The following is a 25,606-nucleotide window of genomic DNA, read 5'->3' as shown; positions in this document are numbered from 1 at the left end:
CTTGCTCATGATCGCTCATGAAATGCCAGGCGATCACAGATCCGATCTGGACCGCGCCAGCGAACCGGCAAGCGCCGGTACTTCATCGCCCAACCATCCTGGAAAAGCTGGCGGTGATGGAGTTATGGTCCAACGAATCGGCGGATGTGTTTCGGTAACGGAAGGAGCCACCTGGATCGGTTCCGTTACAAGCGCCTTTATCTTGTCGAAGTCTGCCTTTGACCCTCCAGGCACGATTAACCTTGGCGGTTAGGCTTACCGAGCAAGCATCTCCGCGAGAAGCTTGACGGCCGATCTATGAGCCGTTGGCCAGAACCGATAGATTGTAAGGATTGAGTCGTTGCGTTCGAGTGGCGCGCGTGAGTTTTCAGCTTTCCATATTGAAGATTTTGGCAGGGCAGCCAGACGGCCGGGGAAACCTTGAGCTTATCAAGCTGCATCTCGCGGTTTTCTATACGAGCGGCCCTGAATGGACGTTGCGTATGAAGCGTCTCGCTGAACTTGCGCCGGATCTTGATGCGTTCAGCCAAGGCCTCATCACTCGCGAACGCGGCGCTTGGACTATCACGAACCAAGGACGCGACTTCCTTGCCAAACTCGAGGGGGCTGCCTTGGGTGCAACGCCGGCCATACGGCCCCCCGACCCAGCCGAGCCGGTTGAGGTCGAGCAAGCCTCGCCAATAGCTCCTCCAGCGGCGGCTTCTCTGCCGAAAGTACTGGAGCGATCGCACGGGCGCCCCCAAGGCAAACACCGCAAGAACCATCGCAAACGATCGGCTTAAGTCGGCGGAATCTTAGATCGGTTCGGTCTAAGACGGATCGACCTCCTCAGCCCTACGGTTGGTCAGTGGGGCGAGAAGGCGCGCGATGGCCTCGTAATGGCGATGTACTGCCTCGAATACTCCCCGCTCTCCGAAGATGACCGTCTGCGGGCGCGTCAGCCGTCGTAACGAGAAGGGCAGCGGTCGAAAGAAGCAGCGAGTGACGGGTCGTGATTGTTGGATGCGGTACGTTTCTCATCGCTTAACTCCAAATCGGGGCAACACTTTTGCGCGGTCGACCCACAAAACCGCTTCCGACTTTTGATCAATCGTTATCGTTGTGCCTCGCTATCCGACCAACACGTAATTGCGCGAGTGTTGTTCGGATACCTTTGTGGGCGAACCTAAGAACCAAATCACCAGATCGGCGTTATCCCGGCACTATGGAGCCGTTTCGCGGAGGTCTAATGATGGACCCGAATCGAGCAGCTTTACTCCTATCTGCTATCGCTCTGGCCATCGCCATTGGATCGGCAATCACGTCAGAGCACCTCGATACTCGTACGGCCAGCAACGACGCACCTCCCGGAACGGTAGGCCTCGCTAGACCGCACCCGCCGCTGGACCGTGCGCCAGGTGAACCGATACAAACGGTAGGCGGGCCGCCTGGCGCGAGTATTCGGCAGCGTCCCTGACCGAACACTGGCCACCCAGCGAGAGCGCTACCGAAGCTCCTTGATGTTGCCGGTGCTGTCGACGATGAGCGACCGCTCCGTACCCTCCTTGATTGCTCGGTAGGTCTTGATCTTGCCGCTCGGGACCTCCTGAATCTGCGAATAGCCCGCGGCACGTAACTTGGCCTCAATCTCCCCCTGCGTCAGGGCGAGCACAGGCGAGGACGCCCCGACCGTTACAACAATGGCAATGACTGATCGCATCGTTCGCCTCCTGGCTCCGCCAGAGGATGCGATGGCTCCTACCGTTTTTGGCGGCGCGCACTGTCTCACTGAAGTTCGCCAATTTTCGCTAGCGATTAGTCGAGCTACAAAGCGCGAATCGCTAACTCTTGTTAATCATTGGGGCACACGCTCTACGTCAGATATTTCATACTTCTATTTTTTTGCCGCGCATGGCCTTTGGTCGAAGAAAATCGGACCGTGTTCAATTTGCCCATCAGCACGCCGTCAACTTGATGGCTGTGGTTGGCACTTGGAGCCGAGTCTGCGTTCTCAAAGACATTTCGGCAACGGGGGCAAAGCTAGAGGTTGAGGGCTCGACTGACGTCCTAACCTCGCGAGAGTTCTTCCTAGTTCTATCGTCAACGGGCCTCGCATTTCGCGGCTGTCAGTTGGTCTGGTTGGATGGACCAGCCGCTGGCGTGCATTTCATCCACGATAAGAGGAAGTCTGCGTCGTGAGCGCCATGCTGCAAAACATGGAGCTGATCGTCCAGCGCAGCTTGCCTACTCTTGACGTAGAGTCCCTTGAATGTTGTGAGGCAAAAGAAGCACTTTTCCGAAGCAAAGATGGCTTTATGCTCTATCTAACAGATGGAGCCCCACCGCCTCTTGGTAGGGAGCGACTGGTCCCATTGAGTCTTCGTCAGGCACTCCTCTGGCTCAACGAAAACCAACTCTCTGAGGCTGGGTCTTTCTGGGCATAGCGGAGAGCAGCTTAGCTGCAATACCGGCAAAACCAAGTTTGCGTCTGGGCCCAACCCGCTTAAGCAGCTCCGGAGTTGCGGATGGAGCATCCCCGCGCGAGACCGCAATCGCATTGAGGCCACTCCGGATCCTGCCTTCAAATCACTTCCGCCGATGCTGTTGGCTTACGTTCTCAACCAGGCCCTGATCACGATCCGCCACCGGGTGCTGTTCTGGGAGCGTCGCGGACGGGTTGAGGCACGCTTATTGCTCCCTGCCCTCACGCGACACGCATCAACTCGGCGTCACGCCAATGCTCGACCCGCCTACTTGATCGTCGCGTGCACTGTGATGACCGATGTGCCAGAAGCCTTCGGCCCCTTGCCCGTTGCTTTGATGGCAAAGGTGTCACTTCCTTTGTATCTGGCCCTCGTCCTGTACTCGTAAGTCGCAACGTTGAGCTTCTTCAGTTTGCCGTGTGCTGGCTTTTGCGAGATTTCCGAGCTACTTGCCGCGCCGCGCAACGTGATCGGGAAGATGCAACTGTCCCCAGACGCGACGCTGATGTCGCCGGTCGAGTTCTCGCCCCAATCCGCCAATTCCATTGATCTGGAACATTCCGAAGCCGCCAGGACGATAGAAACATAAGTTGGGCTGGAAGCTCCCGCGACAAGCGCCAGAGTGGCAAGGCTAGACAATCGCATCGCTGATCTCCCGGATCATGCCGCACCTTAGCGCGAATCGGTGAGCAGTAGTTTCGTTGATTTCAGTGGGGGACTGGCATCGGGTTGCAGTCCGCCGGATCATGGCGGTCGTGAGCTGTCCGGGGTAGAGCGGACATGCTCTGCCCCTCCGTTACAGGAGCCTGCGGGCCAAATTCCGGACGCATGCACCGCAGCAAATAGAGCTCTTAGTCTACCCCATCGCCGGTGGGCGAAGCGGCGTTGTTGCAGGCGAGCGCTGAGAGGCGCTGAAGCCGACCGGGAACCCTGCCGCGCGAGTCTGGATTCCCGCGATGGTTGGGGTAAGGTTACGCTGCCTGCGTAGAAAAATTGCAAACAACACCCGGGAGGAATTGATGCTCGACACCACACTTAGTGCGCGCGTCCAGGTTTTCCTCGACAAGTTTGAAGCTGCGCTTGCGGCAGGCGATCTCGACGCCGCCGTAGGAATGTTCGCTCCGGAATGCTACTGGCGCGACCTCGTTGCCTTCACCTGGAACATCAAGACCATGGAAGGCCGCGATCAGGTCCGCGACATGCTCGCGCATTGCCTCGCGCATTTGAAGCCGCGCAACTGGAAAATCGCCGAGGGTGAAACGCCAACCGAGGCCGGCGGCGTGACCGAATCTTGGATCACGTTCGGGACCGAGGTCGCGCGCGGATATGGACTCATCCGCCTGCAGAACGGTCAGATCTGGACGCTCTTGACAACCATGGCCGAACTGAAGGCCCATGAGGAAAAGGCTGGCTTCAGCCGACCGCTCGGCGCCAGGCATGGCGTCAATCCCGGCGCCAAGACCTGGAAGGAACTGCGTGACGAGGAAGTCGAGCAACTCGGCTTCAAGACCCAGCCCTACGTGCTTGTTATCGGCGGCGGACAGGGCGGCATTGCGCTCGGGGCGCGGCTGCGCCAGCTCGGTGTGCCGACGATCATCGTCGAAAAGAACGCACGCGCCGGCGATTCCTGGCGCAACCGCTACAAGTCGCTCTGCCTGCACGACCCCGTCTGGTACGATCACTTGCCCTACATCGATTTCCCCAAGAACTGGCCTGTGTTCTCGCCCAAGGACAAAATCGGCGATTGGCTGGAAATGTACACCAAGGTCATGGAGCTGAACTACTGGTCGAACACCACGGCCAAACGCGCCAGTTGGGACGACACCAAGAAGGAATGGACCGTCATCGTCGAACGCGATGGCAAGGAGATTACTCTGCGGCCCAGGCAACTTGTGTTCGCGACCGGCATGTCGGCCAAGCCGAACATGCCGAAAATCAAAGGCATGGAAACGTTCAAGGGCGAGCAACACCATTCCTCACGCCATCCCGGCTCCGGCGGCTACAAAGGCAAGAACAAGAAGGTGGCGGTGATCGGCTCGAACAATTCGGCCCATGACATCTGCGCTGCGCTGTACGAGGCCGGCGTCGACGTAACGATGGTGCAGCGTTCAACGACGCACATTGTGCGCTCGGATTCGCTGATGGAGAGTATCGGCGATCTTTATTCCGAACGCGCCGTCCGCGGCGGAATGACGACGGCAAAGGCCGATCTGATCTTCGCTTCACTGCCCTACCGGATCTTGAATCAGTTTCAAAAGCCGGTCTACGACAAGATCCGTCAGGACGACGCCGCTTTCTATGCCGGGCTGGAGAAGGCCGGCTTCAGGCTCGACTTCGGTGACGACGATTCCGGGCTATTCATGAAATATCTGCGCCGCGGCTCGGGCTATTACATCGACGTCGGCGCCTCACAGCTTATCATTGACGGCAAAATCAAGCTGTTCGCTGGACAGGTCGAGGAAATCACGCCCAACGGCGTCAGGCTCGACAACGGCAAGGAATTGCCAGCAGACGTGATCGTCTATGCCACCGGCTATAGCTCGATGAACGGCTTTGTCGCCGATCTCGTGAGTCCGGAAATGGCCGACAAAGTCGGCAAGGTCTGGGGCCTCGGTTCGAATACGACAAAGGACCCCGGCCCATGGGAAGGTGAGCAGCGCAACATGTGGAAGCCGACGCAGCAGGAAGGCCTATGGTTCCACGGCGGCAATCTGCATCAGTCGCGACATTACTCGCAATTCCTTTCCCTGCAGTTGAAGGCGCGCTACGAGAACATCCCGACGCCGGTCTACGGCCTGCAGACTGTCCATCACAAGGCCTGAAATTGCCGAGCGCACAGCGGGGCTCGCGGATTGCGAGCCCCATGCCATTTCCGGGTCTCCACACTCACCAGCGCAATGGCCGCCTTGTCAGCGCGCAGCAGAAAGCGCTCGGGAATGGTTAGGCCAAGTGCCTTCGCACTCTCCGGGCGTCATCGAAGCTGGTGACAGGGAGGTCACCGGTTCTGAGAGAATTCCCCCCGCCAGTGGAATTGGACCTTCTATTTAGACACGGTTGAGAGCGCAGTTCTCAGTGGTTTGCGGGCTGAATTGAGCGCGCCGAAAGTTATTGCGGAGTACGTGCGTACTTATCTCGAAGAGCGAAAGCGCCTCGCAATCACATCGAATGGAAAAAGGCAGCGCCTCGAACAACCGCTTAGACAGTTGAATCGAGAAATCGAACGACTGGTGGATGCGATCGCAAAAGGGCACGGCGATCGATCCATTCTCGGTCCGCGATCGACCGCCCTCGGCGCCGAACGCGAGCGAATATCTGAAGAGTTGCGGAGTGAACCGCCGGCCGCAAAAGAGGTCGCGCTGCATCCAACTATTCTCAAGCGATATGAAGAACAGCTAGGTCGGCTCGAGGAGGCGCTAACGAAGGGTATCAGTTCGGGCGACGGAGAGGCCGCCGAAGCCATCAGAGACCTGATCGACACTGTCACCATGTTCCGAGATCCATCACGCATCGGTGGCGTAACGGTGGAGATATCAGGCCGGTTAAACGCCCTGTTGGGGGAAAAAGCTTTCCCAAACCAAGTCAAAGGGGTGTGGGGAAAGATGGTAGCGGGAGAGGGACTCGAACCCCCGACCCCAGGATTATGATTCCCGTGCTCTAACCAGCTGAGCTACCCCGCCACAGGGTCGCGAGCGGCGGAACGGCCGATCTCGCGAACGCGCGGCATATAAGGAAGGGGGCGGCGGGCTGTCAATCCGCCTTCGCTAAAGCTTTTGGCGGGACAAGGCCGTTTGTGCCGAATTTGGCACCAGAATTTGCAATTTTTCGGCACCGGACTCGTGGAGAGTCCCCCTCACCCGGATCGCATCTTCGATGCGCTCCGGCCTCTCCCCGCAAGCGGGGAGAGGCGAAGGAAGAATCAGCCTATTTCGGCCTGACCGTCGGGTCGCCGCCAGGACTACCGGGGGGTGGGATGACCGGCATGGCGCCGTCCGTAGAAGGGGCCGGGGCGTGCATGTCAGGGTCCACGCCCGAGGGCGGGCAGAGCACGCCGTCGGATTTGGCCAGTTTGTCGCCGAGCGGTTCCCGGGATTGGCCGGTGGTGGTGGTGCCGTCGGGCGCGGTGGCGCGGTTCGGGCGGTCCTGCGGCATGCAATTGGCGGCGTGCTGGGCCGATGGCGGCGCGGTCGCTTGCGGCGGCGTTGCAGGTCGCGGCGGGGCCTGCGCGATCGCGCTGCCTGAGGCGGCGATCAGGAGGCTGGCCAGGATGATGTTTGATGTCGTGCGCATGGGAGGGAAACGTCTCCGGCCATGCGGAGGTTCCGGCCGACGCACGGCGAATTGAAGCGCTGGAAATTGGCTGGCGGTTTCCCTGCGGCCGATCCTTCGAGGCGCCCGCCGCTGGCGGGCTCCTCGGGATGAGGTCGCGTTTTGCGGAGACAGTGCCGACTGACAGCACGATCCCCGCAAATCACGCTCACGATTTGACGTAGCGGATCAGCGAAAAGTGCCCCATCGGCGGCATCGGACGGCGCTCGGCGAGCGTGACGCCGCGGTGCCTGGCGGCCCAGTTGACGAGGCGGTCCCACGGGAATTCCGGCCGCCAGCCGAGGCGGCGGGCGATGGGGGCGAAGGCGAGCTCGAACAATTTGCGCGGGCCGCTCTCGGCGCCGATGTGATTGACGAGGATCAGTTCGCCGCCAGGCTTGAGCACGCGCACGAACTCGTCGAGCGTGCCTTCGGGATCGGGCACGGCGGTGATGACATATTGCGCCACAACCGCATCGAAGAAGTTTTCGGGGAAGGCGAGGTTCTTGGCGTCCATCACCGAGAGCACTTCGACATTGCTGAGCCGCAGTGCACGCACGCGCGCCTGCGCCTTGCGCAGCATCGGCTCGGAGATGTCGACGCCGCAGATCTTCGTGGTGCGCGAATAGTCGGAGAGCGAAAGCCCTGTGCCGACGCCGACGTCGAGGATGCGGCCGCCGATGCGGTCGGCCTCCGCGATGGTCGACTGCCGTCCGGCGTCAAAGACCTTGCCGAACACGAGATCGTAGACCGGCGCCCAGCGGCCATAGGCCTTCTCGACCCCGGCCCGCGAGATGTCTGCTGCCATGCCCCCTGCCCCGGAAATTTTCTAGCCGCGTACCGCTTCCACCAGCGGCCTCGCAGTGCTCGTTGCGACTTTCGCGGCGGCGCTCTGGATGAAGCCGCCACCGAGCACGCGCGCCTGGCCCGAAGGCGCGTCGTAGAACACGCAGGCCTGGCCGGGCGAGACGCCCTCCTCGCCGGCGACGAGCTCGACTTCGTAATGGCCGTTGCCGCCGCGCAGCCAGGCCGGCTGCGGGCTGCGGGTCGAGCGGACGCGCACGAACATCTCGAGGCCGGCGCCGATGGCGCGGTCGATGTCGCCGTCGCCGATCCAGTTGACGTCGCGCAGCACGATGCGGTGCATCTTCAGCGCATCGCGCGGGCCGACGACGACGCGGCGGCCCGGAGCATCCAGCCGCACCACGAACAGCGGTGCGTGAGCCGCGATGCCGAGGCCGCGGCGCTGGCCGACGGTGAAATTGGCGATGCCGTTGTGCCGGCCGAGCACGCGGCCGTCGAGATCGACGATGTCGCCGGGGTCCATCGCGTTCGGACGCAGGCGGGTGATGATGTCGGTATAGCGGCCGGTCGGCACGAAGCAGATGTCCTGGCTGTCGTGCTTGTCGGCAACCGCGAGACCGAAGCGGCGCGCGAGCTCGCGCGTCTCGGGCTTGGTCATGTCGCCGAGCGGGAAGCGCAGGAAGTCGAGCTGCTCCTGCGTGGTCGCGAACAGGAAGTAGCTCTGGTCGCGATCGCTGTCGGCCGCGCAGACCAGCGCGCGCGAGCCGTCGTCGCGGCGGCGCGAGGCGACGTAATGGCCGGTGGCGAGCGCCTGCGCGCCGAGCTCGCGCGCGGTCTTCAGGAGGTCGCGGAACTTGACCGAGCGGTTGCACTCGATGCACGGCACCGGCGTCTCGCCGAGCGCGTAAGAGTCGGCGAAATTGTCGATGACGGACTCGCGAAAGCGATCCTCGTAGTCGAGCACGTAATGGGGAATGCCGAGCTTGGCGGCGACGTCGCGGGCGTCGTGGATGTCCTGGCCGGCGCAGCAGGCGCCCTTGCGATGGGTCGCCGCGCCATGGTCGTAGAGCTGCAGCGTGATGCCGACGACGTCATAGCCCTCGGCCTTGAGCAGCGCAGCCGTCGTCGAGGAATCGACGCCGCCCGACATGGCAACGACGACCCTGGTGTCCTCAGGACGGCCTTCGAGATCCAGACTGTTCAGCATGGGCCTTAAAGCGTTGTGACGGCGGCGTTCGCGATCCGCGATGACTTGGACATTCTTCGGCTTCCGGCGGGACATCGACGCTCCCCGGGAACTTTGGTTCCCCCGGGGGCACGACTGCCCGGTCGAAAGCGGCTGAGAGCAGCTCTTTAATATAGGCCGCATTCCGGTGAAGCAATCACGCGGGCGGCCGCTTAGGGCAATTCTTGCCGGGGAGGCAGAAATGGCGGGGCTCTTGCGTTCCTCGCGGCGGCGGCGAAAATCACCCAATTAATTGATTTTGCTAGATAAAATAGATCTCCAGGAAGCTGGCCCGCTCCTTGCTACCTCTATGCCGAAGATGTTTCCAAGAGGTTTTCCGTGGTCGGTCGGGCGTCAGACGTAGCAGCCAGCGTGCAAGTCCAGAGCGCGCAGCAAAAGCCTGCCCGGTCGCAGAGCTCCAAGGACACGTGTAGCAACGACTCCTTCGGCTCGCTGGTCGACAGCAACACCCAGGCGATCAGCAACAACGCGCCGCCGCAGGACACCGCGCCGCGCCGGACCGAGTCGTCGTCCGCCCCAGACAAGGGCCCGCGCGATACCGCCGCGACCGACCAGCCCTCGCAGAGCAAGGCGAACGACGACACCGACACATCGGCCCCCACCGCGAACGACGCGACGGCCGATCCGGCCAAGCCGACCAAGGACAAGTCCGAGACCTCCGACGCGAAATCGTCGGAGAAATCCGACGGCACCAAGGGCGACAAGACCGACGGCACCGTTGCCGCCACCGTCGATGCCGCCGTGCAGCCCGACGCGACGCAGGTCGCCGTGCCCGATCCGAACGCCATCCTGGTGGCCCCGCCCGTGGTGCCGGTCGATCCGAACGCGGCCGCGAGCCAGGCCGGCGATGCCGCCGCCTCGCCGCTGACGATTGCGGCAGCCGGCATCGCCGCCAGCGCCTCCACCGCGGCGCAGATCGCAGGCGGCAAGACCGACACTGCCACGGCGAGCGACAAGAGCGCCAAGACCGCGGGTGCCAAGGTCGATACCGACACGACGACAACGCTGGGCGATGCCGCCACCGGCACGACCGACGGCACCGCGACCGATGCCAAGACCAATGGCGGCTTGGTCGCCGCAGTGGACCAGGGCACGCCGAAGCCTTCGTTCAAGGCCGTCGCGACCGCGCAACGCGAAAGCGACGTCTCCAATATCGGCCAGGACGCGGGCAAGGCGAACGCCACGCAAACCGCGGCGACGACCGCGCATGGGCAAGCCGCCAAGCCGCAGGCCGAGGCGAACCCGGCCGACGCGAAGACCGGCGCCTCCGACCGCTCCGACGCAACGCCGGCGACGGCAACCACACACGCGCATGCCGGCACGCAGGCCGCAGTGCCCACGACCGACACCAGCGCGCAGGCCGCCTCCACCATCCAGGCGCCGCTGACCAACACGACGTCGGCCGCCACCGCATCGACCGCGACGCTCACCGCGACCGCGGCAAATTCCACGCCCGTGCCGATCAGCGGCGTGCCGGTCGAGATCGCCGCGGCCGCGCGCGCCGGCAAGACGCGGTTCGACATCAGCCTCGATCCGATCGACCTCGGCCGCATCGACGTCCGCATCAATGTCGACCGCAACGGCCAGGTCACCTCGCATCTCACCGTCGAGAAGCCGGAGACGTTGCAGATGCTGCGGCAGGACGCGCCGCAATTGCAGCGCGCGCTCGACGATGCCGGCCTCAAGACCGGCAGCAACGGGCTGTCCTTCAGCCTGCGCGACCAGAATTCATCGGGCCAGAATTCCGGCCAGAACAACGACAATGGCGGCAATGCCCGCCGGCTGATCATCAGCGAAGACGACACCGTTGCTGCGGCGCCCGTCGGGCGCGGCTACGGCCGCATGCTCGGATCGAGCAGCGGCGTCGACATCAGAGTGTGAGGAGTATTCGAACATGACCACCACGAATGCCGCCACCGCCCCGACGCCCGTCTCCGGGACCACCGACGTCCCGAAGTCGTCCTCGTCGAACTCGCTGAGCTCGAGCACGGGATCGACGCTGGCCGGCAACTTCCAGACCTTCCTGACGCTGCTGACGACGCAGCTGCAGAACCAGAACCCGCTCGATCCGCTCGACACCAACCAGTTTACCCAGCAGCTGGTGCAGTTCGCCGGCGTCGAGCAGCAGCTCAAGACGAATGACTCGCTGTCCCAGCTCGTCACCCTGCAGCAGACCACGCAGGCGACCCAGGCGCTGGGCTTCGTCGGCAAGACCGCGCTGGTCGACGGCTCGACCGCGACCATGACGAAGTCGTCGGCGACCTGGCATCTCAACGTACCCAGCGACTCGACCGTCGACATCACCGTTGCCAATTCCACCGGCCAGACCGTGTTCACCGGCAAATATACCGCCGCCGCCGGCACCGACATTCCCTTCACCTGGAACGGAATGGGCAATGACGGCACGCAATGGCCGGACGGCAAGTACACGATCACGGCGACGGGTAAGGATGTCGCGAACAACAACGTCGGCATCGCCGCGCAGGTGCAGGGCGTGGTGTCGTCCGTCGACCTGACCCAGTCGCCGCCGCTGCTCACCATCGACGGTGCCAGCTACACCCTGAGCCAGGTGAAGAGCATCATCGCCACCAGCAGCAACTAAAGGCGCGCGCCTCGCCGCGCACGAGATGTGATCCCCGCGAACTCAGGGGATCCATCACCACAGGACGTCGTTTTCGCGTGAGACCGTAACCCCGAGTCGTCGTCAAATTACTCCCTGGGGTTATGGGTCCCGGGCTCGCGCTACGCGCGCCCCGGGACGACAGTTGGGGCTTCGCTGGCTCCATTCGTTAGTAAAGTATTTACGAAGACCCCGCTCGGACGGCTCGGATCATGGTGTCCAGCCCTCCGGGCCGGCTGTGTTCCAGCCATTTTCAACGAGAATTGTATTGAAGCCTTAGGCTTAGCGGATTTTTAAGCCCGCACGCGTAGGGTTACGGCGTGAGTTCAGTGGTTGAGAGTTTGTGAGTACGCCATGACAGAACCCCATCGCCCGAGGGTAAAATACGTCATCGGGCCGGACGGCAGTCCGCTGACGATCGCAGATCTGCCCGCACCCGGCACCAAACGCTGGGTCATCCGCCGCAAGGCCGAAGTCGTCGCCGCTGTGCGTGGCGGACTTCTCTCCCTCGAGGAGGCCTGCAGCCGTTATACCCTGACGGTCGACGAATTCCTCTCCTGGCAGTTTTCCATCGACCAGCACGGTCTGGCGGGTCTTCGCACCACCCGCATCCAGCAATATCGCCAGTAAGCGATCCGGAAATCTGCAGCTTTTGACGAAAATCGGCCTCGCACCGCGAGGCCGATTTTTTTCATGTTTCCTTTTGGCGCGACTTTTGTCCCAGCTCTTAACCTTCGTTAACCATATCGAAACCATCACCTAGGCAATAATTGCCCAGTCGACCGCTCGGTTGCGGGTCGAAGCTTCGGGGCGGTTGCTTGCAAGGTCTTGCGGACTTTTTGAAGGGTATCGGCGCCGCCCGGTTCGGGGCGATGATCGCGGTCACCGCCGCGCTCATCGGCTTCTTCGCGTTCGTCATCATGCGCGTGACCACGCCGCAGATGACGACGCTGTTCACCGACCTCTCGGTCGAGGATTCTTCGGGCATTATCAAGGATTTGGAGCGACAGGGCATCCAGTTCGAGCTGCGCAATGAAGGCAGCATCATCATGGTGCCCAAGGACAAGGTCACCCGCCTGCGGATGAAGCTCGCCGAGGGCGGCCTGCCCAAGGGCGGCGGCGTCGGCTACGAAGTGTTCGACAAGTCGGATGCGCTCGGCACCACCTCTTTCGTCCAGAACATCAACCATCTCCGCGCACTCGAAGGCGAGCTCGCCCGCACCATCCGCGCCATCGACCGCATCCAGGCCGCCCGCGTCCACCTCGTGCTGCCCGAGCGCCCGCTGTTCTCGCGCGAGGCGCCGGAGCCGTCGGCCTCGATCGTGGTTCGGGTCCGCGGCTCGCTCGAGGCCCAGCAGATCCGCGCCATCCGTCACCTCGTCGCCTCCGCCGTCAACGGGCTGAAGCCGCAGCGCGTCTCGATCGTTGACGAGGCCGGCTCGTTGCTCGCCGACGGCGCCGCGACCGATCCGGAGCAGGCGGTCGGCGACGAGCGCCGCACCGCCTTCGAGAAGCGGATCCGCAAGCAGGTCGAGGACATCGTCTCCTCCGTGGTCGGCTCCGGCCGCGCCCGCGTCCAGCTCTCCGCCGATTTCGACTTCAACAAGATCACCCAGACCTCGGACAAGTTCGATCCCGAGGGCCGCGTGCTGCGCTCGAGCCAGACCCGGGAAGAGAGCAGTCTCACCGCCGACAACAATGGCCAGGTCACCGTCAACAACGAGCTGCCCGGCAGCCAGCAGAACAGCGGTCCGACGGCGAAGGACCAGAGCAAGAAGACCGAAGAGACCAACAATTACGAGATCTCCCGCACCACCAAGACCGAGGTGACCGAGGCCGGCCGGGTCAACCGCATCTCGGTCGCCGTGCTGGTCGACGGCATCTATTCCAAGAACGACAAGGGCGAGCTCGCCTACACGGACCGCACCAAGGAACAGCTCGACCGCATCGCCACCCTGGTGCGCTCGGCGATCGGCTTCGACCAGAAGCGCGGCGACCAGGTCGAGGTCGTCAACCTGCGCTTTGCCGACGCCCCCTCCACCGCCCCGATCGCCGAGCCCTCCGGCTTCCTTGGCATGCTCCAGTTCACCAAGGACGACGTCATGTACTTCGTCGAGCTCGGCGTGATGATGCTGCTCGGCCTGGTCGTGCTGTTCCTGGTGATCCGCCCGCTGGTCAAGCGCATCCTCGCCTCCGAGGAGGTCGCCGCCGCGATCTCCGGCGCCCTCGCCGGCCCCGCCGCTTCGGAGGAGGCCGCGCCTGCCGGGCAGGCGCTGCTGCCGGGCGGCGCCGCGAGCGCGATCGACGTCGCCACCATTCAGGGCCAGGTCCATGCCCAGTCCGTCCATCGCGTCGGCGAGCTCGCCGAGCGCAACCCCAACGAAACCGTCGCCATCATCCGCCAATGGCTGACCGAACCCGCGAAATAATCGAGAAGTGAACTGACATGGCCGGCAACCTGCAAAACGCCAACTCCAACGACATCACCAGCGTGATCTCGACGCTCGGTGCCCGCCAGGGCAGCCGCGCGGGCGGCAAGACCGAAGCGGTGACGGGTCCCAAGCGCGCCGCGATCCTGATGCTGGCGCTGGGCGAGCAATATGGCGGCAAGATCTGGTCGATGCTCGACGACGACGAGGTCCGCCAGCTCTCGCTGGAAATGTCGACGCTCGGCACCGTCGAGGTCGACACGGTCGAGGACATGCTGCTCGAATTCGTCTCGCGCATGTCGGCTTCCGGCGCGCTGATGGGCAATTTCGACGCCACCGAGCGGCTGCTGCAGCAGTACCTGCCACCGGAGCGCGTCAACGGCATCATGGACGAGATCCGCGGCCCCGCCGGCCGCAACATGTGGGAAAAGCTCTCCAACGTGCAGGAAGAGGTCCTCGCCAACTACCTCAAGAACGAATATCCGCAGACCATCGCGGTCGTGCTGTCGAAGCTGAAGCCGGAACACGCCGCGCGCGTGCTCGGCATCTTCCCCGAGGAGCTCGCGCTCGACGTCGTCAACCGCATGCTGAAGATGGAGGCGGTGCAGAAGGAGGTGATCGAGAGCGTGGAGAAGACGCTGCGCACCGAATTCATGTCCAACCTGTCGCAGACCCGCCGCCGCGACGCCCATGAGGTGATGGCGGAAATCTTCAACAATTTCGACCGCCAGACGGAAACCCGCTTCATCACCTCGCTCGAAGAGGACAACCGCGAATCGGCGGAGCGCATCAAGGCGCTGATGTTCACCTTCGACGACCTCGTGAAGCTGGATTCCGGCTCGGCCCAGACCCTGATGCGCAATGTCGACAAGGACAAGCTCGGCGTCGCGCTCAAGAGCGCCAACGAGGACGTCCGCAACTTCTTCTTCGGCAACATGTCCTCGCGCGCGGCCAAGATGCTCCAGGACGACATGGCGGCGATGGGCCCGGTCCGCCTGCGCGACGTCGACGAGGCCCAGGCGCTGCTGGTCAACCTCGCAAAAGACCTCGCCGCCAAGGGTGAGATCATGCTGACCAAGAACCGCGCCGACGACGAGCTGGTGTACTGATGGGCGCCCCGGCAAAATTTCTGTTCGACACCGACTTCGCAGCGCCGGAGCGGTCTCCGCGCGAGAAGGCTGCGACCGCCGCCGAGATCGCCCAGAAGATCGCGGAAGCCGAGGCGCGCGCCTATCAGGACGGCTTTGCCGCCGGCCAGCGCGAAGCCAAGGCCGAGAGCGACCGCCGCGTCGCGCTCGCCATGGAAGAGATCAACATCGGTGTCCGCGGCGTCGCCGCCGGCATCGGCAACATCGAGACCAAGATGGAGACCGAGGCGGTCGACGTGGCGGTGGCGGTGGCGCGCAAGCTGTGCGCCGATCTGGTCGCTGCCGAACCGCTCGGCGAGATCATGGCGCTGGTCAAGGACTGCTTCTCGCACCTGGTCGCGACGCCGCATCTCGTCGTGCGCATCAACGACGCGCTCTACGACAGCGCGCGCGAGAAGATGGAGCGGCTCGCCAAGCAGAGCGGCTTCGAGGGCCGGCTGGTGATCCTGGCCGAACCCGATATCGCCACCGGCGACTGCCGGATCGAATGGGCCGACGGCGGCGTCGTGCTGGAGCGCGGCGCCATCGTGGCCAAGATCGACGAAATGGTCGGACGCTATATCGCGTCCCGCAGGGGGAGCTAAGCCATGAGCGACACCGACGGACAGGTCCCGCTGCCCGATCTCAACGGCCCGATGCCGCCGACCGGTACGGACGTCGGCTACAACGAGGACGAATATGCGGCGCGCGCCGCCGCCGACCTCGAAGCCGTGTTCGACGTGCCGGTGCAGGTCTCGGCCGTGCTCGGCCGCTCCAAGATGGACGTCAGCGAGCTGTTGAAGCTCGGGCCCGGCACCGTGCTCGAGCTCGACCGCCGCGTCGGCGAGGCCATCGACATCTACGTCAACAACAAGCTGGTCGCCCGCGGTGAAGTCGTCCTGGTCGAGGACAAGCTCGGCGTGACCATGACCGAAATCATCAAGACCGAACGCAGCTAGTAGCGCAAGGAATGACGCGCGGCAGCGCGACCAGACGGACAGGAGACTGACATGCGGCTTCTCATCGTTGGCACATTGAAGGGCCAGCTCACCACCGCCACCAAGATCGCGATGGAGAACGGCGCCACCGTGACCCACGCCGAGGATCACGAGCAGGCGATGCGCGTGCTGCGCGGCGGCAAGGGCGCTGACCTCCTGCTGGTCGACGTCGCCCTCGACATCCGTGACCTCGTGATGCGGCTCGAGGCCGAGCACATCCACGCGCCGATCGTCGCCTGCGGCATCACCAACGACGCCCGCGCCGCGGTCGCCGCGATCCACGCCGGCGCCAAGGAATACATCCCGCTGCCGCCGGATCCAGAGCTGATCGCCGCGGTGCTGGCCGCCGTCGCCAACGATTCCCGCGAGCTGGTCTATCGCGACGAGGCGATGGCCAAGGTGATCAAGCTCGCCCAGCAGATCGCGGGCTCCGACGCCTCGGTGATGGTCACCGGCGAATCCGGCACCGGCAAGGAAGTGCTGGCCCGCTACGTCCACACCCGCTCGGCCCGCGCCAAGCGGCCGTTCATCTCGATCAACTGCGCCGCGATCCCCGAGCATCTGCTGGAATCCGAACTGTTCGGCCACGAGAAGGGTGCCTTCACCGGCGCGATCGCGCGCCGCATCGGCAAGTTCGAGGAAGCGACCGGCGGCACGCTGCTGCTCGACGAAATCTCGGAGATGGACGTCCGCCTGCAATCGAAGCTGCTGCGCGCGATCCAGGAGCGCGTGATCGACCGCGTCGGCGGCACCAAGCCGGTGCCGGTGGACATCCGCATCATCGCGACCTCGAACCGCAACCTGGCGGAAGCCGTGCGCGAAGGCACGTTCCGCGAGGATCTGCTGTTCCGCCTCAACGTCGTCAATCTGAAGATCCCGCCGCTGCGCGAGCGTCCCCTCGACATCCTCGAGCTCGCCCAGCATTTCGTGAAGAAATATGCCGAAGCCAACGGCGTGCCGGTGCGCCCGATCTCCGCGGACGCGCGCCGCGTGCTCTCCACCAACCGCTGGCAGGGCAACGTCCGCGAGCTCGAAAACACCATGCACCGCTCGGTGCTGATGGCGCAGGGCGACGAGATCGGCCCCGACGCGATCCTCACACCCGACGGCGACCGCCTCGACCTCGCCAAGACCGCCCCGGCCGTGGCGCATGCGACCATGGCCGCCGAGCAGGTGACGAGGGCGCTGGTGGGGCGCACCGTCGCCGACGTCGAGCGCGACCTGATCCTGGAGACGCTGAAGCACTGCCTCGGCAACCGGACCCATGCCGCCAACATCCTCGGCATCTCGATCCGCACGCTGCGCAACAAGCTCAACGAATATTCCGACGGCGGCATCCCGATCACGCCGGCGGGAACGCCGGGCGAATATCCGCGGATGCCGATGGTGGGGGCGTAGGTCTCCACGCTGGTTGAGAACGAAGATGCCCGGGCCAGCCCCGGGCATTTTCATTTGCGACGTACGCTAACTCCGTCATCCTGAGGTGCGAGGCATGGGACGCAACGCGTCCCATGGGGAGCCTCGAAGGATGCACGGCCACAGCCGGGCCGTCGTCCTTCGAGGCCCGCTTCGCGGGCACCTCAGGATGACGGTAAGAGATCTCGTAGCCCGGATGGAGCGAAGCGCAATCCGGGGTTAGCTCCGCGATCGGGATTCCCGGATTTCGCTTCGCTCCATCCGGGTTACGGGACCTATCACATGGCCGCACCGCATCCGGCGACTAGGTCGCGCCTACGCGAGGCCCTATAAGCACAGCCCTAGAACCACGCGAGGATACACATGTCGGAAGCTCAAATCACGGACTGGCTGGCGTCGCAGCGGCAGGCGATGATCGATCTGCTGCGCGATGTCGTGAACATCGATTCCGGATCCTACGACAAGGAAGGCGTCGATGCGGTCGGTGCGCGGTTCGAGCGGCATTTTGCCGAGCACGGCATTCCGTTCCGGCGCGAGAGCAACGCCACCTTCGGCGATGCGATCCATGCCGATGTCGCCAAACCCGGCAGCAACGAGAAGCCGGTGCTGTTGATGGGCCACCGCGACACCGTGTTCGGCAAGGGCGAGGCCGGGCGGCGTCCGTTCACGATCGAGGGCAAACGCGCCTATGGACCCGGCGTTGCCGACATGAAGTCCGGCGTCGTGATGAACATCTTTGTGGCGACCGCCTTCCACAAGTTCGGCGGCAGCCCGCATCCGATCAAGGTACTGATCACCTCGGACGAGGAGATCGGCTCGCCCTCTTCGCGCCCGGTGATCGAGCGCGAGGGACGCGCCGCACGCGCCGTGTTCAATTCCGAACCGGGGCGGCCGACCGGCAACATCGTCACCGGCCGCAAGGGCGGCATCTTCATGCACTTTGCCATCACCGGCAAAGCCGCGCATTCCGGTGCCAATTTCGCCGCGGGCATCAGTGCGATCGGCGAGCTCGCGCACAAGATCGTCCATATCCACGCGCTGACTGATCTCGACAAGGGCATCACGCTGAATGTCGGTCTCGTCTCGGGCGGGCAGTCCGTGAACACCACGGCGCCCTCAGCCGAGGGCCAGATCGACCTGCGCTACGTCGATCCGGCGGATCGTGCGAGGATCATGGCGGCGATCGAGACCATCATCGCGACGTCCTACGTTCCGGGTACCAGCGCGACGCTCACGGTGAAGGGCGAGTTCGTGCCGGTGGTGCAGAGCGCGGAGTCGAAGGCGCTGTTCGAATGCTATCAAGCGGCCGCAAAGCAGGTCGGCCTCGCCACGCTCCAGGGCGAGTTTTCAGGCGGCTGCGCCGATTCCGGCTTCACCGCCGCAGTCGGCACGCCGACCATCTGCGGCCTCGGGCCGGTCGGCGGGCTCGCGCACACGCCGGAGGAATATCTCGAGCTCGACAGCATCGTGCCGCGCGCCCAGGCGCTGGCGCTGGCGATTTTGCGGGGGTGAGCGAAGCTGTCGTAGGGTGGGCAAAGCGAAGCGTGCCCACCAATTCGGTCGTCGCGGATAGATGGTGGGCACGGCGCAAGAGCGCCTTTGCCCACCCTACGAGACTCGTCATTCGTGGTTGCACGTGGATGGCCGGGTCAAGCCCGGCAATGACGAGTCGAGAGAGCCGTCACGAATAACTCGGCGCGTCCGGCTTGCGGAAGATGTGGATGGGGTCGCCCGGCACGATCGGCTGGCCGCTGAACATCGCATAGGCGTAGAGCGCGAGGTAGCCGATCGCGAGCGCGCCGATGGCGTAGAAGGCCCAGGTGGCGACGCGCTTCATTGTTCCGCTCCATGGCCGTCCCGGACGGGGCGGCTCAGGGCGCTTCTAGAGCGATGACGGGGAAAAGGCCAGCCTGCGGCCCACCCTAGCGCAGCGATCAAACGCCGCGCAGGCCGCGGGCGGGAACGCTGACCTCGGCGAGCCTCGCCGCGTCTTCGTCCTGGTCGACCGCCACGTACTGGCCGTGCCAATAGGCCAGTGCAGCATTGCGGGTCGAATTCCTGACGCTGCTGACGCGGCCGATGACGATGCCATGCGAGTGGCGCTCGACGATCTCCTCGACCTCGCAATCGACCGCGGACAATGCACCGACCAGCAGCGGAACGCCCGAGACCGCGGTGACCCACTGGCTGCCCGCAAAGCGATCGGCCCCCTTCAGCCCGCCCTTGCCGGCAAAACGCTCGGCGACGTCCAGCTGGTCAGCCGCGAGGATGTTGACGCCGAAGGCGCCGTAGCGGCGGATCAGCGGGAAGGACGAGGCATCGCGGTTGATGCTGACCAGCAGCGTCGGCGGATCGACCGCCAGCGAGGTCACCGAGGTCACCGTCATGCCGGTAATGTCCTTGCCCCGCCCGGCGGTGATGACGCTGACGCCGCCGGTGAGGTGGCGCATGGCGCCGCGGAAATCGGCGGACGAGACGGCAGTTTCAGTCATGAGATCGCGAGGCACTACATTCATGGCATGGTCCCCGAAGCGGGGTTCCCCTGTATCTAGGTACGATCGTCCGCCGACAAAAGATGGCTCAGGATCGAGCCTTCGAGGCTTGCGAGCTCGGCGGAGCCGCGTTCGCGCGGCCGGGCGGTGTTAACCGTAACATCGTGGGCAATCCGGCCCTCGTCGATCACCAGGACCCGGTCGGCCAGCGCGACGGCCTCGGCGACGTCGTGGGTCACCAGGATCGCGGTAAAGCCCTGGTCGCGCCAGACCCGCTCCAGCAGCCGCTGCATCGAGATGCGGGTCAGCGCGTCCAGCGCGCCGAGCGGCTCGTCGAAGGCGAGCACACGCGGATGGGAGACCAGCGCACGGGCGAGCGCAACGCGCTGCTTCTGGCCGCCCGACAGCACCGACGGCCACTGATCACGCTTGTCGGTCAGCCCAACCTCGGTCAGCGCCTTCTCGGCGCGCGCATGCGCATCACTGGATGAGCGATTACGGCCGAGACCGACCTCGACATTGGAGAGCACCCTCGCCCAGGGCAGCAGCCGCGGCTCCTGGAACATCACGCGGATGTCCTCGGGCTGGACATCCTGGCCGAAGCTGATGCTGCCGGCCTCGAACTTTTCCAGGCCGGCGATCAGCCGCAAGAGCGTGCTCTTGCCGCAACCGCTCTTGCCGACGATGGCGACGAACTGGCCGGCGGGAATGTGCAGGTCGATGCCGCGCAGCACCTCGTTGTCGCCGTAGGATTTGCGCAAGCCACGGATGCTGAGCGGCAGGCCTGTCGTCTGCGCCGGGCGCTCCTCGCGCACGACGCGTGCCTGCGGCACGAAATTGGCGCGGCTGGCGAGCTCGGTTTCGGGAAGGGCCGTACGAAGAGCTGTCTGCATGTCACTCTCAGCGTTTCTGGAAGGCGGGGTGCCAGGAGAGCGTCAGGCGCTCCAGCACACGGGAGGCGCTGTCGGCGAGCTTGCCGAGCAGAGCGTAAATCAGGATCGAGAGCACGACGACGTCGATCAGCATGAACTCGCGCGCCTGCATCGCCATGTAACCGAGGCCCGAGGAGGCCGCGATGGTCTCGGCGACGATCAGGGTGAGCCACATGATGCCGAGCGCAAAGCGGATGCCGACGAAGATCGAAGGCAGCGCGCCCGGGAAGATCACCCGGCGGAACAGCTCGCTGTCGGTCATGCCGTAGATGCGGCCCATCTCGATCAGCTGCGGATCGACGGTGCGGATGCCGTGCAGCGTGTTGAGGTAGATCGGGAAGAACACCCCGAGTGCTACCAGGAACAGCTTTGCGCTCTCGTCGATGCCGAACCACAGAATGACCAGCGGGATCAGCGCCAGATGCGGCACGTTGCGCACCATCTGCAACGTGGTGTCGGTGAGCTTGGCCGAGAGCTGCGACAGGCCGTTGGCGAGACCGAACGCGAAACCGATGCCGCCACCGATCAGGAAGCCGATCGAGGCACGCCAGAACGACACCCAGATGTTGCGGACGAGCTCGCCGGAGAGCAGCAGCTTCCAGCCCGCGAGCACGACGTCGCTCGGCGCCGGCAGCACGCGCACCGGCACGAAGCCGGTGACGCTCGCGACCTGCCAGACCGCGATGATGGCGAGCGGCACGATCCACTGGATCAGGCCGTCAACCCGCGGCAGGCGGAAGCTGCGCGGAAGTGAAACGCTGTCAATCAGGCTCATGACTCGGACACTCGCTGCTGCGGACGGTAATCGCTGCCGACCGTTTCGCCAAAAGGACCGCCATTGAAGTGCAGTTTGGTCACGTTGCTCGGCTGCTCCAGCGAGAGCAGCGGGAATACTAGCTCGGCAAAGCGATACGCCTCCTCCAGATGCGGGTAGCCCGACATGATGAAGGTATCGATGCCGATGTCCTGATACTCCCTGATGCGGGCCGCCACCGTCTGGGCGTCGCCGACCAGCGCCGTGCCGGCGCCACCGCGCACGAGACCGACACCGGCCCACAGGTTCGGGGCGATCTCGAGCTTGTCGCGCTTGCCGCCATGGAGCTGCGCCATGCGCTGCTGGCCGACGGAGTCCATGCGGGCAAAGTTCTTCTGCGCCAGCGCGATGGTGTCGTCGCTGACATGCCTGATCAGCTCGTTCGCGGCGCGCCAGGCCTCTTCGTTGGTCTCGCGAACGATCACGTGAAGACGAATGCCGAAGGAGAGCTTGCGGCCGCGCGCAGCTGCGACCTCCCTCACCTTCGCGATCTTCTCGGCAACCAGAGCCGGCGGCTCACCCCAGGTGAGATATTTGTCGACGGCGTCGACGGCGACGTCGATGCCGGCATCGGACGAACCGCCGAAATAGAGCGGCGGCCGCGGCGACTGCACCGGCGGAAACAGCAGCTTGCCACCCTCGACATGGATGTGCTTGCCCTCGACATTGACGGTCCTGCCGGCGAGCAGGTCGCTATAGACACTGAGGAACTCGCGGGTGACCTCGTAGCGCTCGTCATGGCCGAGGAAAATGCCGTCGCCCTTGTTCTCGACGGGATCGCCGCCGGTCACGACATTGACAAGGAGCCGGCCATTGGTGACGCGGTCGAGCGTCGCGGTCATGCGCGCCGCCACGCTCGGCGATTGCAGGCCGGGGCGGACAGCCACGAGGTAGCGCAGCCGCTCGGTGAACGGCGCAACCGAGGAGGCCACGATCCAGGAATCCTCGCAAGATCGCCCGGTCGGCAACAGCACGCCGTAATAACCGAGCTGGTCGGCGGCCTGCGCGATCTGGCGCAGATAGTTGAAGTTGACCTCACGGCCGCCGATGCCGGTGCCGAGATAGCGGCCGTCGCCGTGGGTCGGCAGGAACCAGAGGATGTTGGTGTTGGACTGCTTACTCATGTGCTTGCTCACGATCCTGGTTTCCGGGCCACGTCGGAAATCTTGATGGATTTGGGGATCAGGTTGAGCGCGAAGAACGCATCCGCAACCTGCTGCTGATCGGCGATGACGGCATCGGTGATCGGCCTGATGCCGTAGGCCTGCCGCTTCAGCGCCACCTCGACCACCGGGACAGACAGGCCGATCGCCGGCGCGAGCTGCTCGGCAACCGCGTGGATGTCGCCCTCGGCCCAATCGTCGACCGAACTCAGCTCAGCAAGCACGGCGTCGACGATCTTCGGGTTGGTGTCGAAGAATTTCTTCGAGGCGAAATAGAACTGGTAGTTGGCGACGATGCCGGTGCCGTCGGCGAGCGTGCGCGCGCCGGTGGCGGCTTCCGCGGCGGCCTGGAACGGATCCCAGATCACCCAGGCATCGACCGCGCCGCGCTCGAAGGCGGCGCGCGCATCGGCCGGCGCCAGGAACACCGGCTCGATCTCGGAATATTTGACGCCCGCCTTCTCCAGCGCCTTGACCAGGAGATAGTGGACGTTGGAGCCCTTGTTGAGCGCGACCTTCTTGCCCTTGAGATCGGCGACCGATTTCAGCGGGCTGTCCTTCGGCACCAGGATCGCCTCGCCCTTCGGCGCCGGCGGCTCGTAGGCGACATACTGGATCGGCGCGCCCGCGGCCTGCGCGAAGATCGGCGGGGCCTCACCGGTGTTGCCGAAATCAATCGCGCCGACATTGAGCGCTTCGAGCAGCGGCGGGCCGGACGGGAATTCGGTCCACACCACCTTGTAGCCGTCGGCGGCGAGCTTCGGCTCCAGCGTGCCCTTGCTCTTGAGCAGCACCAGCTTGCCGTATTTCTGGTAGCCGATGCGGACCACCTTGGCTTGGCTGTCCTGGCCGTAGGAGGTGCCGACCGCGGCGGCGACGATGCCGATCGACAGCACGATGGCGGCGATCAGACGTTGAACGATGCGCCTCATGTTCAGACCTTTTGATATGGGGAGATTGGTCGGCACGATCAGGTCGCCGCGCTGCGCCAGACGATGTCGCGAACGACGATCGGCTTCGGGATCAGGCCGAGCTTGTAGAAGCGGTCGGCGACGCCCTGCTGGGTCACGACGATGTCGTCGGTGACGGGGCCGACCACGAAGTTCGCCCGGTCGGCCGCGACGGTCTGGATGTCCAAGGGGACGCCGGTGACTGCGGCGAGCGATTTGGCGACCTCACCGCGGTGCTGTTCGGCCCATTTGCCGGTCGCGGTCGTCACATCGACGATCTGTTGCAGGATGGAGCCGTGGTTCTTCGCGAACTCACGGTTGGCGATGTAGAAGGAATTGGTCTTGGTGACTTCGCGTGCATTGATCAGGATGCGGCCGCCCTGCTTGGTCTCACCGATCGCGAAATAGGGATCCCATATCGCCCAGGCCTCGATGCTGCCATTGGCGAAGGCGGGACCGGCATCGGGCGGCGTCAGATAGACCGGGGTGATGTCGGCATAGGTGAGACCGGCCTTCTCCAGCGTCTGCACCACGACATTGTGGGCGCTGGACCCCTTGGTGAAACCGATACGCTTGCCCTTCAGATTGGCGATCGAGCGGATCGGCGAATCCTTCGGCACCAGGATGCCCTGGCCGTTGGTGATGGGCTGGCCCGCGGCATAGACGATCGCCGCTCCGGCGGCCTGGGCGAACACCGGCGGGGAATCGCCGACCGAACCGAAGTCGACACTACCGACGTTCATCGCCTCCATCATCGGCGGGCCCGAGGAGAACTCGACCCATTTCACGTCGATGCCTTGCGGATTGAAATGCTTTTCCAAGGAAGCCTGCTGGCGCGTGATAACCAGCACGCCGGTCTTCTGGTAGCCGATACGAATTTCCTTCACCGCGCCCTGCGCGTTCGCTCGGGAGGCAAATGCAGCGGCGGCCGCAGTTCCAACGGAGAGCTTGAGAAAGTCACGACGTTGCATTCCACACTCCCGGCCGCCTGCGGCCGTCATTCCCTTGCGTTGCAGGAATGATGGTGCGGGTCAGCGGAGGTGTCGAGACGCCAGGGAAAATAGCGATGCGAGCACTGCGCGTGTGGCGAAGCGCATGATTAATCTTTCAAGCGGGCGCGCTCATGCAGAGGGATTCTTTTCCGCACGCGAATGTGAGAGCCGCGGGAATCTGGTCGACGCTCCCAGCACCAGAACATGAAATGTCGAAAACAACCCCATGCGCAGTAGCCGACAATAGTCCGATCAATGACTTACGTATTATCCGAAATTCGTTTGACACGTCGGGCAAAACAGGAGCATGATGGCATCATGGCAGTGTGTGGATCGGGGCCTCCGACAAGGCGCGGTCAGTGGTCGCGCACCCAGGGATCGGACGAGAAATAGCAATTCTCGAGCACCATGCGATCCCTGGCGCGGAAACTGACGCGACATCGACGCCACACCATTGTCTGATGTTTGCCGTCGTCTGACGTATCGACGTCGGAGATCCACACGTTCGGCCGTCGCCAGCGGTAACGTCCGTCCCGATCCCAACCGTCGCAACCGCCGCGGCCGCATGCGATGTGGACACTGGTCATCGTCCCATCTGGCCTGAAGCACCAGGTCCGCGAACCCCGCTCCTTGCCGGGCGGCGTCTGGGCGTAAGGCACAAGCGAGGTCTGCGTCCAGCAGCCGGAAATGGAGGACGGTCCGGCGGCGCGCGCCGGTACGACGACCAGCAACGCGATCAGCGCCGATGCGGCAGCCAGAGACGATTCAAGCCACGGCTTGGGCCAGAACTGGATGGACATGACGCCATATGTGTCGCCGGGGAACGATGCGGTTCAATCGTCCGACGACACGAGTT

General features: G+C 64.1%; 25 protein-coding genes and 1 tRNA gene. 12 read left to right on the top strand and 14 right to left on the bottom strand.

Features of this window, described 5'->3' with window-relative positions; translation table 11 throughout:
* Window positions 1-359 precede the first annotated feature (359 nt).
* Window positions 360-782, top strand: a complete 423-nt coding sequence (locus AB7531_RS07525; RefSeq protein ID WP_084795334.1) for a hypothetical protein — start codon at window positions 360-362, stop codon at window positions 780-782.
* A gap of 701 nt (window positions 783-1,483) precedes the next feature.
* On the opposite strand, the gene AB7531_RS07520 is transcribed toward AB7531_RS07525, so the two are convergent.
* Window positions 1,484-1,699 carry a hypothetical protein gene (locus AB7531_RS07520; protein ID WP_063981210.1) on the bottom strand — a complete coding sequence of 72 codons (216 nt, stop codon included), beginning with the start codon at window positions 1,697-1,699 and terminating at the stop codon, window positions 1,484-1,486.
* 191 nt (window positions 1,700-1,890) lie between these two features.
* On the opposite strand from AB7531_RS07520, the gene AB7531_RS07515 reads away from it, so the two are divergent.
* The gene (locus tag AB7531_RS07515) at window positions 1,891-2,178 is read left to right on the top strand and encodes a PilZ domain-containing protein (protein ID WP_084794970.1); all 288 of its coding nucleotides are present in this window, start codon (window positions 1,891-1,893) and stop codon (window positions 2,176-2,178) included.
* Window positions 2,179-2,729: 551 nt separating this feature from the next.
* On the opposite strand, the gene AB7531_RS07510 is transcribed toward AB7531_RS07515, so the two are convergent.
* Window positions 2,730-3,107 (bottom strand): hypothetical protein, encoded by a 378-nt coding sequence (locus AB7531_RS07510; RefSeq protein ID WP_063981209.1) that lies wholly within the window; start codon window positions 3,105-3,107, stop codon window positions 2,730-2,732.
* Between the two features lie 374 nt (window positions 3,108-3,481).
* Here AB7531_RS07510 and AB7531_RS07505 point away from each other — a divergent pair, with 374 nt between their 5' ends.
* Window positions 3,482-5,284 carry a flavin-containing monooxygenase gene (locus AB7531_RS07505; RefSeq protein WP_283017542.1) on the top strand — a complete coding sequence of 601 codons (1,803 nt, stop codon included), beginning with the start codon at window positions 3,482-3,484 and terminating at the stop codon, window positions 5,282-5,284.
* Between the two features lie 778 nt (window positions 5,285-6,062).
* Here the strand turns inward: AB7531_RS07505 and AB7531_RS07500 are convergent.
* From AB7531_RS07500 to mnmA, 4 genes are all read right to left on the bottom strand, one after another.
* A tRNA-Met gene (locus tag AB7531_RS07500) sits at window positions 6,063-6,139 on the bottom strand.
* Between the two features lie 244 nt (window positions 6,140-6,383).
* Complete coding sequence (locus AB7531_RS07495; RefSeq protein ID WP_063981206.1) at window positions 6,384-6,749, bottom strand: hypothetical protein; 366 nt, start codon at window positions 6,747-6,749, stop codon at window positions 6,384-6,386.
* Window positions 6,750-6,936: 187 nt separating this feature from the next.
* Window positions 6,937-7,575, bottom strand: a complete 639-nt coding sequence (locus tag AB7531_RS07490; protein ID WP_063981205.1) for a class I SAM-dependent methyltransferase — start codon at window positions 7,573-7,575, stop codon at window positions 6,937-6,939.
* A 21-nt stretch (window positions 7,576-7,596) separates the two neighbouring features.
* The gene (gene mnmA / locus AB7531_RS07485; protein ID WP_063981204.1) at window positions 7,597-8,778 is read right to left on the bottom strand and encodes a tRNA 2-thiouridine(34) synthase MnmA; all 1,182 of its coding nucleotides are present in this window, start codon (window positions 8,776-8,778) and stop codon (window positions 7,597-7,599) included.
* 357 nt (window positions 8,779-9,135) lie between these two features.
* On the opposite strand from mnmA, the gene AB7531_RS07480 reads away from it, so the two are divergent.
* The 9 genes from AB7531_RS07480 (at window position 9,136) to AB7531_RS07440 (ending at window position 18,919) form a co-directional block, all read left to right on the top strand.
* Window positions 9,136-10,698 (top strand): flagellar hook-length control protein FliK, encoded by a 1,563-nt coding sequence (locus AB7531_RS07480; RefSeq protein WP_063981203.1) that lies wholly within the window; start codon window positions 9,136-9,138, stop codon window positions 10,696-10,698.
* Between the two features lie 13 nt (window positions 10,699-10,711).
* Window positions 10,712-11,419, top strand: a complete 708-nt coding sequence (locus tag AB7531_RS07475) for a flagellar hook assembly protein FlgD (RefSeq protein ID WP_063981202.1) — start codon at window positions 10,712-10,714, stop codon at window positions 11,417-11,419.
* Between the two features lie 372 nt (window positions 11,420-11,791).
* On the top strand, window positions 11,792-12,067 hold the full coding sequence (gene sciP / locus AB7531_RS07470; protein ID WP_002714638.1) for a CtrA inhibitor SciP: 276 nt from the start codon (window positions 11,792-11,794) through the stop codon (window positions 12,065-12,067).
* 188 nt (window positions 12,068-12,255) lie between these two features.
* Window positions 12,256-13,866: a flagellar basal-body MS-ring/collar protein FliF gene (fliF, locus tag AB7531_RS07465; protein WP_166080900.1), complete on the top strand. Its 1,611-nt coding sequence runs from the start codon at window positions 12,256-12,258 to the stop codon at window positions 13,864-13,866.
* A 17-nt stretch (window positions 13,867-13,883) separates the two neighbouring features.
* Window positions 13,884-14,975 (top strand): flagellar motor switch protein FliG, encoded by a 1,092-nt coding sequence (gene fliG / locus AB7531_RS07460; RefSeq protein WP_028153248.1) that lies wholly within the window; start codon window positions 13,884-13,886, stop codon window positions 14,973-14,975.
* On the top strand, window positions 14,975-15,598 hold the full coding sequence (locus tag AB7531_RS07455) for a FliH/SctL family protein (RefSeq protein ID WP_063981200.1): 624 nt from the start codon (window positions 14,975-14,977) through the stop codon (window positions 15,596-15,598). The genes fliG and AB7531_RS07455 overlap by 1 nt, the downstream gene beginning before the upstream one ends.
* A gap of 3 nt (window positions 15,599-15,601) precedes the next feature.
* Window positions 15,602-15,952 carry a flagellar motor switch protein FliN gene (fliN, locus tag AB7531_RS07450; RefSeq protein WP_018318401.1) on the top strand — a complete coding sequence of 117 codons (351 nt, stop codon included), beginning with the start codon at window positions 15,602-15,604 and terminating at the stop codon, window positions 15,950-15,952.
* A 51-nt stretch (window positions 15,953-16,003) separates the two neighbouring features.
* The gene (gene flbD, locus AB7531_RS07445; RefSeq protein WP_028153246.1) at window positions 16,004-17,389 is read left to right on the top strand and encodes a sigma-54-dependent transcriptional regulator FlbD; all 1,386 of its coding nucleotides are present in this window, start codon (window positions 16,004-16,006) and stop codon (window positions 17,387-17,389) included.
* A gap of 381 nt (window positions 17,390-17,770) precedes the next feature.
* On the top strand, window positions 17,771-18,919 hold the full coding sequence (locus AB7531_RS07440) for a M20 family metallopeptidase (protein WP_063981199.1): 1,149 nt from the start codon (window positions 17,771-17,773) through the stop codon (window positions 18,917-18,919).
* Window positions 18,920-19,088: 169 nt separating this feature from the next.
* On the opposite strand, the gene AB7531_RS07435 is transcribed toward AB7531_RS07440, so the two are convergent.
* From AB7531_RS07435 to AB7531_RS07400, 8 genes are all read right to left on the bottom strand, one after another.
* Entirely contained in the window at window positions 19,089-19,244 is a 156-nt protein-coding gene (locus tag AB7531_RS07435; protein WP_028160973.1) for a hypothetical protein, read from the bottom strand.
* 97 nt (window positions 19,245-19,341) lie between these two features.
* Window positions 19,342-19,923, bottom strand: coding sequence for a flavin reductase family protein (locus tag AB7531_RS07430; RefSeq protein WP_063981198.1), 582 nt, complete (start codon window positions 19,921-19,923; stop codon window positions 19,342-19,344).
* 32 nt (window positions 19,924-19,955) lie between these two features.
* Window positions 19,956-20,792, bottom strand: a complete 837-nt coding sequence (locus tag AB7531_RS07425) for an ATP-binding cassette domain-containing protein (RefSeq protein WP_063981197.1) — start codon at window positions 20,790-20,792, stop codon at window positions 19,956-19,958.
* A gap of 7 nt (window positions 20,793-20,799) precedes the next feature.
* Window positions 20,800-21,606 carry an aliphatic sulfonate ABC transporter permease SsuC gene (gene ssuC / locus AB7531_RS07420; protein WP_063981196.1) on the bottom strand — a complete coding sequence of 269 codons (807 nt, stop codon included), beginning with the start codon at window positions 21,604-21,606 and terminating at the stop codon, window positions 20,800-20,802.
* The gene (ssuD, locus tag AB7531_RS07415) at window positions 21,603-22,769 is read right to left on the bottom strand and encodes an FMNH2-dependent alkanesulfonate monooxygenase (RefSeq protein ID WP_063986101.1); all 1,167 of its coding nucleotides are present in this window, start codon (window positions 22,767-22,769) and stop codon (window positions 21,603-21,605) included. The genes ssuC and ssuD overlap by 4 nt, the downstream gene beginning before the upstream one ends.
* Window positions 22,770-22,777: 8 nt before the next feature.
* The gene (locus AB7531_RS07410) at window positions 22,778-23,740 is read right to left on the bottom strand and encodes a sulfonate ABC transporter substrate-binding protein (RefSeq protein WP_063981195.1); all 963 of its coding nucleotides are present in this window, start codon (window positions 23,738-23,740) and stop codon (window positions 22,778-22,780) included.
* Window positions 23,741-23,778: 38 nt separating this feature from the next.
* The gene (locus tag AB7531_RS07405) at window positions 23,779-24,729 is read right to left on the bottom strand and encodes a sulfonate ABC transporter substrate-binding protein (protein WP_063981194.1); all 951 of its coding nucleotides are present in this window, start codon (window positions 24,727-24,729) and stop codon (window positions 23,779-23,781) included.
* Window positions 24,730-25,106: 377 nt separating this feature from the next.
* Complete coding sequence (locus AB7531_RS07400; protein WP_441279924.1) at window positions 25,107-25,550, bottom strand: hypothetical protein; 444 nt, start codon at window positions 25,548-25,550, stop codon at window positions 25,107-25,109.
* Window positions 25,551-25,606 lie beyond the last annotated feature (56 nt).

Origin of the sequence: Bradyrhizobium sp. 63_E2_N1_3 (assembly GCF_052076005.1) — a bacterium.
Classification (GTDB): domain Bacteria; phylum Pseudomonadota; class Alphaproteobacteria; order Rhizobiales; family Xanthobacteraceae; genus Bradyrhizobium; species Bradyrhizobium barranii.
The sequence above is the reverse complement of the archived record's forward strand: the minus strand, read 5'-3'. Positions and strand labels throughout refer to the sequence as shown.